Origin of the sequence: Rhizobium sp. SG2393, from assembly GCF_042610495.1 — a bacterium.
Taxonomy (GTDB): Bacteria; Pseudomonadota; Alphaproteobacteria; order Rhizobiales; family Rhizobiaceae; genus RU20A.
Map to the genome: position 1 here is coordinate 109586 of NZ_JBHGAP010000004.1, position 14640 is coordinate 124225.

Below are 14640 nucleotides of genomic sequence, written 5' to 3' on the forward strand. Positions count from 1 at the left end.
GGCCGGGGAGAGAGCGGCAGGCCAGAGACGTCAGACGGTTTTCGTCGTCGTTTTGGCCGTTTTGGAGAAAACATGGAAAGGCAGACCGCCGGCATCGTGTGCCGGGTTCAGCGATGCTGCGATGTCACCGTCGAAGCAGTGCATGGGGCCTCTTCCTTTTCCGACCTGCTCCATACGCCGATTTGGAAAAGAGTCAACGTTTCTTCGACGTGATCACACGAACGAAAAAGGCGCCGCGGATTAACCGCAGCGCCTCGCATGCATCTGTATTGTATCGGCTGCGCCTCATCAGGCGGCCAGCAGTTCCTTGAAGCGGGCGAGGATCGTGTCGCCCATCTCGACCGTGCCGACCTTGCGGGCGCCTTCGGCCATGATGTCGGCGGTGCGCACGCCGCTGTTGAGCACGTCGGCAATCGCCGCTTCCAGCTTGTCGGCTTCATCGACAAGGTTGAAGGAGTAGCGCAGGCACATGGCAAAGGATGCGATCATGGCGATCGGATTGGCAGCGCCGGTGCCTGCAATGTCGGGGGCCGAGCCGTGCACGGGCTCGTAGAGCGCGCGGCGCTTGCCGGTCTTGGCGTCGGGTGCGCCGAGCGAGGCCGAGGGCAGCATGCCGAGCGAACCCGTCAGCATGGCGGCGACGTCGGAGAGCATGTCGCCGAAGAGGTTGTCGGTGACGATGACGTCGAACTGCTTGGGCCAGCGAACGAGCTGCATGCCGCCGGCATCGGCCAGCATGTGCGAGAGCTCGACATCCTGGAAGCGCGCCTTGTGGGTGGCCGTCACGACCTCGTTCCACAGAACGCCCGACTTCATGACGTTGCGCTTCTCCATGGAGCAGACCTTGTTCTTGCGGGTCCGGGCCAGTTCGAAGGCGACGGCGGCGATGCGCTCGATCTCGTAGGTGTCATAGACCTGCGTGTCGATGCCGCGCTTCTGGCCGTTGCCGAGATCGCGGATTTCCTTGGGCTCGCCGAAATAGACGCCGCCCGTCAGTTCACGCACGATGAGGATGTCGAGGCCTTCGACCACTTCGGGGCGGAGCGACGAGGCGGAGGCGAGCGCGGGATAGCAGATGGCCGGGCGCAGGTTCGCGAAGAGCTCCATATCCTTGCGCAGGCGCAAGAGGCCTGCTTCGGGGCGCACTTCATAGGGAACGGCATCCCACTTCGGACCACCGACGGCACCGAAGAGCACGGCGTCGGAGGCCATGGCCTTTTCCATGTCGGCGTCGGAAATGGCCGCGCCATGGGCATCATAGGCCGAGCCGCCGACCAGGCCTTCATCCGTCACGAAGCCGGTGCCCCGGGCCTCGTTCAGGTAGGCGATGATCTTGCGGACTTCCGCCATGGCTTCGGGACCGATGCCGTCACCCGGCAGCAGGAACAGGGAACGCGTCATGTTCATCCTCATTTTCCGGAAAGGTGGCGCGTTCTTATCGCAAGTGCGGCGGGAAACAAACATGAAATGCGGGGTCCGGAGCCTGCTTTTGCATGGCATGCCGGATGCTGTAGGAATGCAGGATGTTCACCCTTGCCGCCCCCGCGACCCACCAGGAAGAGATCAAGCGCAGCCGATTTCTCGCGCAGGCCGCACCCGTGGATGACGAGGCTGCGGCGCGCGCCTTCATCGAGCAGGTCTCGGCCGCGGATGCCAACCACAATTGTTGGGCCTGGCGGATCGGGCAGGCCTATCGCTTCAGCGATGATGGCGAGCCTTCGGGTACGGCGGGCAAGCCGATGCTGCAGGCGATCGACGGACAGGCGCTTGACGGTGTCGTCGTCGTCGTGACGCGCTGGTTCGGTGGTGTTTTGCTCGGCAGCGGCGGGCTGATGCGTGCTTATGGCGGTGCGGCGGCGAAATGCCTGCAAGGGGCGGAGAAAAGGCGGATCGTGCTGCGCCACCCGCTCACCGTCACCGTCGGCTTTTCAGATCTGGCGCGGGTGAAGGCGAGGCTCCAGAATGTCGAGGATCTGCTCGTGACGGCGGAAAGTTTCGTCGATACCGGTGCCGTATTGGATCTCGGCGTGCCGGAGGGCGGGCTTGAAAGCCTGGAGACACTGCTCACCGATCTCACCAGCGGGCGCGCGCTCATCCACCGGGAAAGATAGCGTTTTCATCGTGACCCGCGTTTGCCGGTCGCTTCGCGCTTGACGGATCACGTCGTCGCCCGCAGAGATTTGTTGCATAAAGCAACAACCGGCGGGAGGCGGCACATGTTGATCGGCATCGACTGGGGCGGGACAAAGATCGAAGGCGTTGCCATGGAGCCGGATGGCCGCGAACTCCTGCGTCTGCGGCAGGACACGCCGCGCCACGACTATGACGGCTGCATTCGCATGATCGGCGAGATGATCGGTGCGCTGGAGGAGAAGACCGGAAAGACCGGCTCCGTCGGCATTGGTATTCCCGGGTCGCTCGAGCCGAAAAGCCGGTTGGGAAAAGGCGCAAGCTCGACCTGGCTGCTCGGTCGGCCGGTGGAACACGATCTGCATGCGGCGCTGAAACGTCCGTTGCGGGTCGAAAACGACGCGGATTGTTTCGCGGCCTCCGAAGCGGTGGATGGCGCCGGTGTCGGTCACAATGTGGTCTTTGCGGTCATTCTCGGCTCCGGCGCCGGTGCCGGTATCGCGGTCGGTGGCCGCGCCCATCATGGGCCGAACAACAGTGGCGGTGAATGGGGACACAATCCGCTGCCCTTTCCGGATGTGACCGAGGTGCCGCGCCCCTGCTATTGCGGTCGGCACGGCTGTATGGAGACATGGGTCTCCGGCCGCGCATTCGAGGCGGAATATAGCCGGCATACGAATGAAGAGCTCAAGGCGCGCGCCATCATCGAGAAGATGCGGGCCGGCGACCGGCTCTGCGGGCTGTTGTGGGACCGCTACGTGGATCGCGTCGCGCGTGGCCTCGCCACTGTCGTCAATACGCTCGATCCCGATATCCTCGTCATGGGTGGCGGCATGTCGAATGTCGAGGAGCTTTACCGCGATCTGCCGCCGGCTCTTGCCAAGCGCACCTTTTCGACCGTGTTTCACACGCCGATCAAACCGGCGGTGCATGGTGACTCCAGCGGGGTGCGCGGTGCCGCCTGGCTCTGGCGGGACTGACGAGACATTTTCAAGATCAAACGAGGACCAGGAATGACCGACCCGGATATTGCAGGCCGCTACGCCCTTGCGCTCACCCTCATCCGCGAGGCCGGTGACCTCGCCAACGGCTATTTCCGGGCCCGCGGCGATCTCACCATCAAGAGCAAGGGATTTCAGGACATGGCCAGCGAGGCCGACCTGAACACCGAACTCCTGATCAAGACCCGCCTTGCCGAAGCCTATCCGCAGGACGCCTTTCTGGGTGAAGAGACCGGTGTGACGGATTTCGCGCCCGGCCAAGGCATCTGGGTGGTCGATCCGATCGATGGAACGCAACCCTTTATTTCGGGGCTGACCAGTTGGTGCGTATCGATCGGTTTCATGCGGGACGGGGCGGTGCTGTTCGGCACGGTCTACGCGCCGGCGCGCGACGAACTCTTTGCCGGCGGCAAGGACTTCCCCGCCACGCTCAACGGTACCCCGGTGGAGCGCCATCCAGCCCGCTCGATCGGCGAGGGCATTTGCGGCGTCGGCTATTCTCCGCGCCTGAAGCCTGAGGACTTCCTGCCGCTCTTCGACCGGCTGCTGAAAGCAGGCTGCATGTACTATCGCGACGGGTCCGGTGCCCTGACGCTCTGCTACGTTGCGGCTGGCCGCCTCAATGGCTTCATCGAGCCTCACATCAATTCGTGGGATTGCCTCGGCGCCATCGGCGTTCTCGAAGGGGCAGGGCTGATGCGCAGCGATTTCCTGGCCGGAGATGGGCTCATGAAAGGCAACCACCTGATCGCCGGCAATCCAGAGGTCTACGCGCAGTTGACGGCGCTCTACGGCGCGTCAGCCTGAACCCTCAACGGCGTGCGGGATTGCGGACCGGTATGTGGAGGCCGATCTTGACGTCGCGCAGCACGACATTGGTGTGCATGCGGCGGATCTGCGGGTTCTCCGACATCAACTGGGCGCTGATGTCGTCATAATGCTCGACGTCGCGGGCCGTGATGATCGCCACGAGATCCACGTCGCCGGTGACGTAGTAGACCTGCTGGATATTGTCCTGTCTTTCGGCCCAGCTGCGAAACCGGGCGAGCGCGTCGTAGTTGTCGCGCTCGATTTCCATGCCGGTGATGAAGGTCATGGGATAGTCGGTTGCCTTGCGGTCCACCACGGCAATCTCCGCCGTTATGATACTCTCGGCACGCAGGCGCTTCAGGCGGCGCTGCACGGCCGAGGCCGAAAGCCCCACCTTGTCGGCGATCGTCTCGGCCTTCATCTGGCAGTCCCGCTGCACGAGGTCGAGAATGGCGCTGTCGAACTGGTCCAGCCGGTCGGTCATGGAAGCCTCTCCGCGTGTGCCCTGATGCGGTTACGGGGCCGATTTGTGATCAAAAGCCTATGCCATGCGGCCATCCTGCACAAAAGAACGGATTGTGCTTCGATTTGAGCGCAAGGCAAAAAAATCTGCACGAAATCGGCGTCACTGCCCACTTATGGTCACGGTCTTGCGAAGAACCGGGAAAGACGATGACGGCTGCGGCCCCGATTGCGCTCGACGTGCAGAATATCCACAAGCGCTTCGGCGATGTGGAGGTGCTGAAGGGCATCTCCCTGACCGCCGGGCGGGGCGACGTCATTTCCATCATCGGTTCTTCCGGCTCCGGCAAGAGTACCTTCCTGCGCTGCATCAACCTGCTCGAAACACCCGACCAAGGCCGCATCACCGTCGGTGGCGAAGAGCTGCGCCTGAAGCCCGATCGCAAGGGCAGCCTGGAAGCCGCCGACCGCCGGCAGCTGGAGCGCCTGCGCACCGGGCTCGGCATGGTCTTCCAGAGCTTCAATCTGTGGGCGCATCGCACGATCCTCGAAAACGTGATCGAGGCGCCGATCTACGTCCAGAAGCTCGGGCGGCGCGAGGCCATCGACAAGGCGGAAGCGCTGCTGGCAAAGGTCGGGCTCTACGACAAGCGTGACGCCTATCCCGCCTTTCTCTCCGGCGGGCAGCAGCAGCGCGCGGCGATCGCGCGGGCGCTTTGCGTGGATCCCGCCGTGATGCTCTTCGACGAGCCGACTTCGGCGCTCGATCCCGAACTCGTCGGCGAGGTGCTGAAGGTGATCCGCGATCTCGCCGAGGAGGGGCGCACCATGCTGCTCGTCACGCACGAGATGGGTTTTGCCCGCGACGTGTCGAGCCATGTCATGTTTCTCGATCGCGGCGCCGTCGGCGAAGAAGGATCGCCGGCGCAGATCTTCGGAGACCCGCAGACGGTGCGCTGCCGGGATTTCACGCGCACCTTTTCCGACCGTTCATCCGGAGCCTGAGAGGCTTCCATCTCCATCGCAAAACAGGGACCACACCGATGAAACTGATTTCCGCCCTTCTTGCCGGTGCCGCCTTTCTCGCCACCGCCGCCAGTGCTGAGGCCGAAGTGCGCTTCGGCATCATGAACGAGGCCTATCCGCCCTTCTTCGCCAAGGATGCCGCCGGCAACTGGCAGGGTTGGGAAATCGACCTGATGAACGCCGTCTGCGCCGAGATGAAGGAAAGCTGCTCGGTGGTCGATGTCTCCTGGGATGGCCTGATCCCGGCACTGCAGACGAAGAAGTTCGACGTGATCTGGTCCTCCATGGGCATCACCGAAGAGCGGCTGAAGACGATCGACTTCACGGTGAAATACTACAATACGCCGAGCAAGCTGATTGCCGCCAAGGATGCCGCGCCGGGTGCGACGCCGGAGGCCGTGGCCGGCAAGACGATCGGTATCCAGGTCTCGACCGTGCAGTCGGACTATTACAAGAAGTATTTCGCCGACAAGGCTTCTGAACAGACCTATCAGACGCTCGACGAAGCCTTCCAGGATCTGGCCGCCGGACGGATCGACTACGTCTTTGGCGATGCCATTCCGCTTGCCGAGTTCCTCAAGTCCGATTTCGGCAAGGAGTGCTGCTCGGATGCCGGTGATGTGGCGGATGATCCGGCTGTTCTCGGCTCGGGTATCGGCGGTGGCCTTCGCAAGGGTGATGCCGAGCTGAAGGCAAAGCTCGATGCGGCGATCACGGCTGTGCGCGCCTCCGGAAAATATGATGAGATCTCGAAGAAGTATTTCGACTTCGACATCTACGGCAAGTAAGCGTCGGAGACCGCGATAGCGATGGCAACGGGTCCGATGACAGCATGGCAACTGCTCGCCTTCCAGCCTCCGGGCTGGGGTGGTGCGCTGCTGACCGGTGCCGTCACCACCGTCGCCATCTCGCTCTCAGCCTTTGCGATCGGCCTGGTGATCGGCCTCGCCGGTGCCGTGGGCAAACTTTCGGGAAGCCGGCCGATCGGCTTTCTCCTCGCGCTCTACACCTCCGTCATCCGTGCCGTGCCGGAGTTGATCCTGATTGTCGGCCTCTATTATGCCGGCACGGATGGCCTGAACCGGCTGTTGATGGCGCTTGGCCTGCCGCCGGTCGAGGTTAACGGTTTCGTGGCTGCCGTCGCCGTCCTCGGCTTTGTGCAAGGCGCCTATATGACGGAAGTGCTGCGTGGCGCGATCCTCGCCATCCCGATCGGGCAGATCGAGGCGGCGCGGTCTTTCGGCATGTCGCCCATGCTTCTGTTTCGCCGGGTAACGCTTCCGGCCATGCTGCCCAATGCGCTGCCGGGCATGGCGAATCTCTGGATGTCGGTCACCAAGGACAGCGCGCTCGTGGCCGTCGTCGGTTATCAGGAACTGGCGCTGACCACCCGGCTCGCAGGCGCCAACACCAAGCATTATTTCCTCTTTTTCCTCGCCGCCGCGGCGCTCTACCTCCTCATCACCCTCATCTCCAACCTCGTCTTCCACTGGCTCGAACGGCGCGTGCGCCGTGGCCAGCGGCCCATGGCCTGAGGAGGGTGAGCATGAGTTTCGACTGGCTTCAGAAATACTGGCCGCTTTTGATCGACGGCGGTCTGCAGACCATCGCCCTGCTCGTGATTTCGGTCAGTTTCGGCTTCGTGCTCGCCATCGGGCTTGCCTTTGCCATGGTGAGCGGCGGGCCGATCCTGCGCGGCCTGGCGCGCGGCTACTCGACCCTGTTTCGTGGGACGCCGCTCCTCATCCAGCTCTGGCTCTTCTACTATGGCATCGGCTCACTGCTGCCTTTGGTGCCGGGCTTGCGGCAAAGCTTTCTCTGGCCGGTTCTTCGGGAAGGTTTCTTCTTTGCGGCGCTCTCCTTTACGCTCAACTATGCAGCCTATGAGGCGGAAGTCCTGCGCGGCGCCTTGCTCTCCGTGCCGAAGGGCGAGCTGGAAGCCGGCCGTGCGCTCGGCATGAGCCGCTTTACCCTGATCCGGCGCGTCTGGTTGCCGCGGGCGATCCGCACGGCGCTGCCGACCATTGCCGGCGAGGTCGTGCTGCAATTGAAGGCAACACCGCTCGCTTTCACCGTCACGGTCATGGATCTCTATGCCGTTGCCTACAAGATCCGCCAGGACACGCTGCTGGTCTACGAGCCGCTGATCGTCGTCACCCTCTTCTATGTGGCGCTGACAGCGCTGATGACGCGCGCCTTCGGCATTGCCGAGGCGCAGGTGCCGATCCGCCGCTGAAGCGGCCGGCCCAATCCAAAGGATCCGAGATGACGAAGACCTTTACGACCCATCCTCTGCCGGCTGATGCCGGGCCCGAGACCCGGTCTCTCGATGCGGGCCTGGCGATCGATCCGGCCACCGGGGCGATTGCGCCGAATGTGTCGATGTCGGTCAACAATGTGCTGATGCCCGGCGACGGGGCCTTTTCGGCCGACGGTGTGGCCGATCTCGCCGACCTTCCCTACCTCTACGCCCGGTGGGCGAACCCGACCGTGCGCCAGCTGGAACAGCGGCTCGCCGCGCTGGAGGGCGCCGAGGATGCACTGGCGACCGCCACGGGCATGGCGGCGATTGCCGGCACGCTGCTCACCTTCCTGAAGGCGGGCGATCATCTTATCGTCTCCGATGTGTGCTATGCCGGTGCGGTGGAGCTGACGCAGCGCGTGCTGCCCGATCTCGGCATCGAGGTGACGCCGGTCAACATGGCGCGGCTTGACCGGGTGGAGGCGGCGATCCGCCCCAATACGAGGGTCATTCACTGCGAAAGCCCGGTCAACCCGATCTTGCGCATCGTCGATATCGCTGCCGTGTCGGCGCTGGCCCATCGCTACGGCGCGCTTTTGACGATCGATTCGACCTTCGCCACGCCGGTTGCCACACAGCCGCTGGCATTCGGGGCGGATCTCGTCATCCATTCGCTGACGAAGTTCATCAACGGTCACGGCGATGTTCTCGGCGGCGCCGTCATCGGCCGGCGCGATCTCGTGGCAAGGATCCGCGGGCGGGCAGGCGTCTATCTCGGCGCAACGCTGCCGGCCCAGTCCGCCTGGCTCATCCTGCGCGGTATCGACACGCTCTATCCGCGCATGCGCACGATCTGCGAGAGTGCCGCTGCGGTCGCGGCCTTTCTCGAAAACCACGCCGAGGTCGAGCGGGTCGTCTATCCCGGCCTTGCCTCGCATCCGCAGCATGCTCTGGCGGCTGGGCAGATGGCGTCCTTTGGGGGCATGATCGGCTTCCGCGCCCGTGAGCCGAAAGCGGCGGCGGCACGGCTCGCGGAGCGGCTGCGCATCGTTCACTACGCCTTCTCGCTCGGCCACCAGCGCAGCCTCGTCGTGCTGCTCGATACCGATGAGATGATGGCATCGACCTTCCGGCTCAAAGGCGAGGCGCTCGATGACTACCGCGCCGTTGCGGGCGACGGTCTGTTCCGCCTGTCGATCGGGCTGGAGACAGCGGCCGACATCATCAGAGACCTCGATCAGGCGCTGACGCGCTGACCGCTTCTTACGGAGACGACCATGGCAGATACCCTCATTCTCGACGGCGGCATGAGCCGTGAACTCGTCCGGCTCGGCGCCGAACTCAAGCAGCCGGAGTGGTCGGCGCTTGCGCTGATGAACAGTCCGGATACGGTCAGGCAGGTGCATGCGGAATTCATCGACGCCGGCGCCGATGTCGTGACCACCAATTCCTACGCGCTGGTGCCTTTCCATATCGGCGAGGAGCGCTTTGCGGCGCGCGGCGCATCTCTGATCGATCTGTCGGGACGGCTGGCACGCGAGGCGGCGGATGCGGCCGACCGCAAGGTACTGGTCGCCGGTTCCCTGCCGCCGATCTTCGGTTCCTACGAGCCGGAGAACTTCGATCCGGACCGCGTGCAGGACTATCTCGGCGTGCTCGTCGAAAACCTCGCGCCCCACGTCGACGTCTGGCTTGGCGAGACCCTGAGCCTGATCGCGGAAGGCGAGGCCGTGCGCGTGGCGATTGCCAAACATCCGAAGCCCTTCTGGATTTCCTTCACGCTGGCTGACGACGCTGCTCAGCTTGCCGGCGGCGAGCCGAAGCTGCGCTCGGGCGAAACTGTCGCGGCCGCGGCGCGCTGGGCGGCGGCTTCGGGCGCCGAGGCTCTTCTTTTCAACTGTGCCAAGCCGGAAGTCATGAAGGCTGCCGTCGAGGTGGCGCGGCGGGCCTTCGAGGCGCTGGGCGCGGATCTCCGGATCGGCGTCTATGCCAATGCTTTCGAGACGGATGCAGAAGAGAAGGCGGCCAATGAAGACCTGCACGACACACGCGCCGACCTGACCGGCGATGTCTACTCGACCTTTGCCTGTGACTGGGCGGAGGCTGGCGCCAGCATGATCGGTGGCTGCTGCGGGATCGGCGCAGAGCATATTCACCGGCTTGCAAGCCGGCTTCGCGCGGCCTGAGAGCCGTCAAGCATCTATGGCACAAAGAAAGGCCGGCGGAAGCGCGTTCTCCCGCCGGCCTTTGATATCTCAGACGATCAGCGCATCTGGCTCACGAAGCGCGTGTCGAGGTAGGACTCGACCGCCTCCGAGCCGCCTTCGGTTCCGTAGCCGGAGTCCTTCACGCCGCCGAACGGCACTTCCGGCAGCGCGAGGCCATTGTGGTTGATGGTCAGCATGCCGGCCTCGATCGTGCTGGCGAGCGTCTGGGCCGATTTCAGCGAGCCGGTGAAGGCATAGGAGGCGAGACCGAAGGGCAGGCGGTTGGCTTCGGTGATCGCTTCGTCGAGGTCCGAGAAGCGGTTGACGATGGCGAGCGGGCCGAAGGGCTCCTCGTTCATCATGCGCGCCGCTGTCGGAACGTCGGTGACGACGGTGGGCTCGAAGAAGTAGCCCTTGTTGCCGATGCGCTTGCCCCCCGTCTTCAGGGTCGCGCCGTGCGAGAGCGCGTCCTGCAGCAGGTCTTCGAGTGCCGGGATACGGCGCTCGTTGGCCAGCGGCCCCATGGTGACGTCGGCGTCGAGACCATTGCCAACCTTGATGGCCTCGGCGGCCTTGACGATGCCTTCGATGAACTGGTCGGCGACGCCGTCCTGGATCAGGTAGCGCGTCGGTGCCACGCAGATCTGGCCGGCATTGCGGAACTTGGCCATAGCGCTGACGGAGATCGCCTTTTCGATATCGGCGTCATTGGTGACGATGACGGGGGCGTGGCCGCCGAGCTCCATCGTCGCGCGCTTCATGTGCTTGCCGGCGAGGGCGGCCAGTTGCTTGCCCACCGGCGTCGAGCCGGTAAAGGAGATCTTCCGGATCACGGGGTGGGCGATCAGATATTCGGAGATTTCAGAAGGCGTGCCGTAGACGAGGTTGATGACGCCGGTAGGGATGCCGGCATCGACGAAGGCGCGGATGAGTTCGGCCGGCGAGGCCGGCGTTTCCTCCGGTGCCTTGACGATGATCGAGCAACCGGTGGCGAGAGCTGCGGAAAGCTTTCGGACGACCTGGTTGATCGGGAAGTTCCAGGGCGTGAAGGCAGCGACCGGGCCGACCGGCACCTTGATCGTCATCTGCGCGACCTCGGCGGACCGCGCCGGGATTATCTGGCCATAGGTGCGGCGACCTTCTTCGGCAAACCAGTCGATCGTGTCGGCGGCGCCAAGGATTTCGGTCTTGGACTGGGCAAGCGGCTTGCCCTGTTCGCGGGTCATCAGCCAGGCGATCGCGTCGGCCCGTTCGCGCAGCAGGTCGGCTGCCTTGCGCATCAGCTTCGAGCGCTCGAGCGGCGAGGTGTGGCGCCAGATGCGGAAGCCCTTTTCGGTCGATGCGAGGGCATCGTCCAGATCGGCTTGCCGGGCGTGGGCGAGCTTGCCGATCACCTCTTCGGTGGCGGGGTCGATGACATCGAGGGTCTCGCCGGCCCGGGCCGGACGCCATTCGCCGTTAATGTGGAGGTTCACGTCGGAATAGGTGGGCACGCTGGGGGTTCCTTTCAGTTCGGGTTCGGCGACCGAAGCGCCGCACGGGGGTGTATCCAAGGCCGCGAGATCTGCGGTAGGGCGTGAAGTGTCTAGAATGAGTCGAGGCTCGGATCGTTCCACGCCTGCGACAAGAGGTTCACACGCGTGGCGCGGTGTGTCCGGCTTTTCGAAATGTGCACCTCCTATGTGGGGAAAAGTATGACTTTTCGCAAGGCCACATGTGGCGCAATCCTGGCCGTCCTCCTGAAACGGGCTGTGAGCCGTTCCGGCATGGGGCGTAAGCCTTGACAGGGCGAGCGAAGTATTGCCCGCTGCGGACCGCAAGCCTTTCACGGGATTGCAAAAGGTTTGAAGGACGACCCGATGAGGATCGTCATGCATCGCGATGAGGACGCCTATCATGAGCTGGATCATGCCCCCGGAAACTGCCCGCCACGAGCGCACCTGGATGGCGTTCCCGCGCGAGGGCTTTACGCTGGGGGAGGGTGAAAGCTGGAAAGAGACGGGCTATCAGGCCTGGACGGACGTCGCCCATGCGATTGCCGACTTCGAGCCCGTTTCGATGGTGGTGGACCCCACGGAGATGGCACGTGCGCGGCGGATGCTCGGCAGCCATGTCGAGCTTGTGGAAGCGCCGCTCGATGAATTCTGGATGCGGGACTTCGGCCCAACCTTCGTGGTCGATCCCGAGCGCCCCGGCGTGCTCGGCGCGGTCTCCTGGGTCTTCAACGGCTGGGGCGCTCATGCCTGGGCAAGCTGGGAGAAGTCCGCGGCGATCGGGCCTCTGATTGCCTCGCATGCCGCTGCCGAGCTGGTCACGAGCCCCATCGTCAACGAGGGCGGCGGCATCCATGTGGATGGCGAGGGCACCGTGCTGGTCACCGAGACGGTGCAACTCGACCCACGCCGCAATCCGGACCTTTCCAAGGCAGATGTCGAGGCGGAGTTATCACGCACGCTCGGGGTCAGCAAGGTTATCTGGTTGCCGCGCGGGCTGACGCGCGATTACGAGGAATTCGGCACCAACGGGCACGTCGATATCGTCGCGACCTTTGCTTCGCCGGCAAAGGTCCTGCTGCATCGCCAGCCGAATGCCGCCCATCCCGATCATGCCGTGATGGCAGAGATCCGCGCGCTTCTGTCGGCCGAGACCGACGCGAAAGGGCGTCCGCTGAGCCTTCTTGACCTTGACGCCCCCGCCCTCATTGAGGACGCGCACGGTTTCGTCGATTACAGCTACGTTAACCATCTGGTGGTGAATGGCGGGGTCGTTGCCTGCGGCTTCGGTGAAGAAAGGGCGGATGCGGCAGCACGCGCGGTGCTGGAAGAGGCCTATCCGGGCCGCCGCGTGGTGACCATCGACTCGAGGCCGATCTTCGCGCGCGGCGGTGGCATTCACTGCATCACGCAACAGCAGCCGGCCCTCGCCTGAGGAGAAAGACGATGAGTGGCTTTGATGTCGTTGAGGCGTCGATCGCGACGCTGAGATCTGCTCTTGAGAGCGGCACGGTCACGAGCCTGGGGCTGGTCGAGGCCTATCTGGAACGGATCCGCCGTTTCGATGGGCCAGAGAGTGAGACGGCGCTGAATTCGATGATCGTGTTCAATCCGCAGGCGCTTGAAGAGGCGCGTGCGTCGGATGCGCGGCGGGCCCGTGGCGATGTTCTCGGGCCGCTCGATGGCATTCCCTACACGGCCAAGGACAGCTACCTCGTGAAGGGTTTGACGGCGGCTGCCGGGAGCCCGGCCTTTGCAAACCTTACGGCCATGCGCGATGCCTTCACCATCGAGCGATTGCGCGCCGGCGGCGCGATCTGCCTTGGCCTCACGAACATGCCACCCATGGCCAATGGCGGCATGCAGCGTGGACTCTACGGTCGCGCCGAGAGCCCCTATAACAAGGCCTGGCTGACGAGCGCCTTCGGCTCGGGCTCCTCGAATGGGTCCGGCACGGCAACCACCGCCTCCTTTGCCGCCTTCGGACTTGGCGAGGAGACGTGGTCCAGCGGACGGGCGCCGGCCTCCTACAATGCGCTCTGCGCCTATACGCCGTCACGCGGGGTGATTTCGGTGCGGGGCAACTGGCCGCTGGTGCCGACCATGGATGTCGTGGTGCCGCATACGCGCAGCATGGCCGATCTCTTCGAGGTGCTGGACGTGATCGTCGCCGACGACCCGGAGACGCGCGGCGATTTCTGGCGGGCCCAGCCCTGGGTCGCGTTGCCCTTCGCATCCGCTGTCCGGCCTGAAAGCTACGGCGAGTTGCAGCCCGCATCGAGGCAGGCGGCAGCGGCGCATCTGGCAGGAAAGCGGATCGGCATTCCAGCCATGTATATCAATGCCGATCCCGAGGCGGGCAGCAACCCGATCGGCGGTATTGGCGGCGCCACCGGCAAGCCGATTGTGACGCGTGCTTCTATTCTCGCCCTGTGGCACGAGGCGCGCCGCGATCTGGAAGCGGCCGGCGCGGAGGTGGTGGTCGTCGATTTTCCGGTGGTCACGCAATATGAGGCCGACCGGCCCGGCGCGCCTTCCATTGTCACGCGGGGTCTCGTCGGCCGTGACTTCATCAGCCGGGAGATCAACGACCTCTCAGCCTGGGCCTGGGATGATTTCCTGAAGGCGAATGGCGATCCGAAGCTGGACAGGCTTGCGAACGTCGATGGCGCAACGATCTTCCCGAGGCCCGCTGGCGCGCTGCCGGACCGGTACACGGGCTTTCCGGACGACATCGCGACCTATCCCGAGCAGGTCCGCCGGCAGGCCTATCAATCCTTCACGGATATCCCGACACTTGAAGAGGGGATCAAGGGGCTGGAGGAGACGCGCCGGCTGGATCTTGAGATCTGGATGGAAGGGCTTGGCCTCGACGCCGTCGTCTTTCCGGCCGTTGCGGATATCGGTGCGGCCGACATGGACGTAAACCCTGAAACAGCCGATCTCGGCTGGCGCAACGGTGTGTGGGTCGCGAACGGCAACCTGGCCATCCGGCATCTCGGCATCCCAACTGTTACAGTGCCCATGGGCACCATGGCGGATACCGGCATGCCCGTTGGCCTGACGTTTACAGGTCCCGCCTATGGCGATACGGCCCTGCTCGCGCTGGCCGCGGCCTTCGAAGCAACCGGATCGAGACGTCAGCCGCCACCGCTGACACCACGGCTTTGACAGGGCCCGCTCAAACTGAACTGGGAATGACGCCGTTGCGCTTGCTCTTATTCCTTGCAAAAACTATTTACTTACTCAGATATCGTAGTTTAGGCCAA

14 protein-coding genes are annotated in these 14640 nt (G+C 64.1%); 11 read left to right on the forward strand and 3 right to left on the reverse strand.

Features of this window, described 5'->3' with window-relative positions; genetic code table 11:
* Nucleotides 1–288 precede the first annotated feature (288 nt).
* The gene (gene leuB, locus ACED18_RS12295) at nt 289–1401 is read right to left on the reverse strand and encodes a 3-isopropylmalate dehydrogenase (RefSeq protein ID WP_377292549.1); all 1113 of its coding nucleotides are present in this window, start codon (nt 1399–1401) and stop codon (nt 289–291) included.
* Between the two features lie 122 nt (nt 1402–1523).
* On the opposite strand from leuB, the gene ACED18_RS12300 reads away from it, so the two are divergent.
* From ACED18_RS12300 to ACED18_RS12310, 3 genes are all read left to right on the forward strand, one after another.
* The gene (locus ACED18_RS12300) at nt 1524–2111 is read left to right on the forward strand and encodes an IMPACT family protein (protein ID WP_377292551.1); all 588 of its coding nucleotides are present in this window, start codon (nt 1524–1526) and stop codon (nt 2109–2111) included.
* Nucleotides 2112–2216: 105 nt separating this feature from the next.
* The gene (locus ACED18_RS12305) at nt 2217–3110 is read left to right on the forward strand and encodes an ROK family protein (protein WP_377292553.1); all 894 of its coding nucleotides are present in this window, start codon (nt 2217–2219) and stop codon (nt 3108–3110) included.
* Nucleotides 3111–3143: 33 nt separating this feature from the next.
* Nucleotides 3144–3938, forward strand: a complete 795-nt coding sequence (locus ACED18_RS12310; protein WP_377292555.1) for an inositol monophosphatase family protein — start codon at nt 3144–3146, stop codon at nt 3936–3938.
* Nucleotides 3939–3942: 4 nt separating this feature from the next.
* Here ACED18_RS12310 and ACED18_RS12315 read toward each other — a convergent pair whose 3' ends face one another.
* The gene (locus ACED18_RS12315; protein WP_377292557.1) at nt 3943–4425 is read right to left on the reverse strand and encodes an Lrp/AsnC family transcriptional regulator; all 483 of its coding nucleotides are present in this window, start codon (nt 4423–4425) and stop codon (nt 3943–3945) included.
* A gap of 188 nt (nt 4426–4613) precedes the next feature.
* Between ACED18_RS12315 and ACED18_RS12320 the strand changes: the two genes are divergently transcribed.
* Genes ACED18_RS12320 through ACED18_RS12345 form a run of 6 tightly spaced genes read left to right on the forward strand, consistent with a single transcriptional unit; the run spans nt 4614 to nt 9857 of the window.
* Complete coding sequence (locus tag ACED18_RS12320; protein WP_377292559.1) at nt 4614–5408, forward strand: ABC transporter ATP-binding protein; 795 nt, start codon at nt 4614–4616, stop codon at nt 5406–5408.
* A 38-nt stretch (nt 5409–5446) separates the two neighbouring features.
* Nucleotides 5447–6217: a transporter substrate-binding domain-containing protein gene (locus ACED18_RS12325; protein WP_377292562.1), complete on the forward strand. Its 771-nt coding sequence runs from the start codon at nt 5447–5449 to the stop codon at nt 6215–6217.
* A 21-nt stretch (nt 6218–6238) separates the two neighbouring features.
* On the forward strand, nt 6239–6964 hold the full coding sequence (locus ACED18_RS12330) for an ABC transporter permease (protein ID WP_377292564.1): 726 nt from the start codon (nt 6239–6241) through the stop codon (nt 6962–6964).
* A gap of 11 nt (nt 6965–6975) precedes the next feature.
* A complete protein-coding gene (locus tag ACED18_RS12335) occupies nt 6976–7665 on the forward strand; it encodes an ABC transporter permease (protein ID WP_377292566.1) in 690 nt (229 codons plus the stop codon).
* 29 nt (nt 7666–7694) lie between these two features.
* Nucleotides 7695–8927: a trans-sulfuration enzyme family protein gene (locus ACED18_RS12340; RefSeq protein WP_377292568.1), complete on the forward strand. Its 1233-nt coding sequence runs from the start codon at nt 7695–7697 to the stop codon at nt 8925–8927.
* A gap of 21 nt (nt 8928–8948) precedes the next feature.
* Nucleotides 8949–9857: a homocysteine S-methyltransferase family protein gene (locus tag ACED18_RS12345; protein ID WP_377292570.1), complete on the forward strand. Its 909-nt coding sequence runs from the start codon at nt 8949–8951 to the stop codon at nt 9855–9857.
* A 77-nt stretch (nt 9858–9934) separates the two neighbouring features.
* On the opposite strand, the gene ACED18_RS12350 is transcribed toward ACED18_RS12345, so the two are convergent.
* Nucleotides 9935–11371 (reverse strand): NAD-dependent succinate-semialdehyde dehydrogenase, encoded by a 1437-nt coding sequence (locus tag ACED18_RS12350; protein WP_377292572.1) that lies wholly within the window; start codon nt 11369–11371, stop codon nt 9935–9937.
* A gap of 403 nt (nt 11372–11774) precedes the next feature.
* On the opposite strand from ACED18_RS12350, the gene ACED18_RS12355 reads away from it, so the two are divergent.
* Both ACED18_RS12355 and ACED18_RS12360 read left to right on the forward strand, forming a co-directional pair.
* Nucleotides 11775–12806, forward strand: a complete 1032-nt coding sequence (locus ACED18_RS12355) for an agmatine/peptidylarginine deiminase (protein WP_377292574.1) — start codon at nt 11775–11777, stop codon at nt 12804–12806.
* 11 nt (nt 12807–12817) lie between these two features.
* On the forward strand, nt 12818–14542 hold the full coding sequence (locus ACED18_RS12360; protein WP_377292576.1) for an amidase: 1725 nt from the start codon (nt 12818–12820) through the stop codon (nt 14540–14542).
* Nucleotides 14543–14640: the final 98 nt, after the last annotated feature.

Coding starts and splice junctions, on each gene's coding strand:
- ACED18_RS12310 (WP_377292555.1), top strand. CDS start 3,144: ATGACCGACCCGGATATTGCAGGCCGCTACGCCCTTGCGCTCACCCTC.
- ACED18_RS12340 (WP_377292568.1), top strand. CDS start 7,695: ATGACGAAGACCTTTACGACCCATCCTCTGCCGGCTGATGCCGGGCCC.
- ACED18_RS12335 (WP_377292566.1), top strand. CDS start 6,976: ATGAGTTTCGACTGGCTTCAGAAATACTGGCCGCTTTTGATCGACGGC.
- ACED18_RS12330 (WP_377292564.1), top strand. CDS start 6,239: ATGGCAACGGGTCCGATGACAGCATGGCAACTGCTCGCCTTCCAGCCT.
- ACED18_RS12355 (WP_377292574.1), top strand. CDS start 11,775: ATGAGCTGGATCATGCCCCCGGAAACTGCCCGCCACGAGCGCACCTGG.
- ACED18_RS12345 (WP_377292570.1), top strand. CDS start 8,949: ATGGCAGATACCCTCATTCTCGACGGCGGCATGAGCCGTGAACTCGTC.
- ACED18_RS12320 (WP_377292559.1), top strand. CDS start 4,614: ATGACGGCTGCGGCCCCGATTGCGCTCGACGTGCAGAATATCCACAAG.
- ACED18_RS12300 (WP_377292551.1), top strand. CDS start 1,524: ATGTTCACCCTTGCCGCCCCCGCGACCCACCAGGAAGAGATCAAGCGC.
- ACED18_RS12325 (WP_377292562.1), top strand. CDS start 5,447: ATGAAACTGATTTCCGCCCTTCTTGCCGGTGCCGCCTTTCTCGCCACC.
- leuB (WP_377292549.1), bottom strand. CDS start 1,401: ATGACGCGTTCCCTGTTCCTGCTGCCGGGTGACGGCATCGGTCCCGAA.
- ACED18_RS12305 (WP_377292553.1), top strand. CDS start 2,217: ATGTTGATCGGCATCGACTGGGGCGGGACAAAGATCGAAGGCGTTGCC.
- ACED18_RS12315 (WP_377292557.1), bottom strand. CDS start 4,425: ATGACCGACCGGCTGGACCAGTTCGACAGCGCCATTCTCGACCTCGTG.
- ACED18_RS12360 (WP_377292576.1), top strand. CDS start 12,818: ATGAGTGGCTTTGATGTCGTTGAGGCGTCGATCGCGACGCTGAGATCT.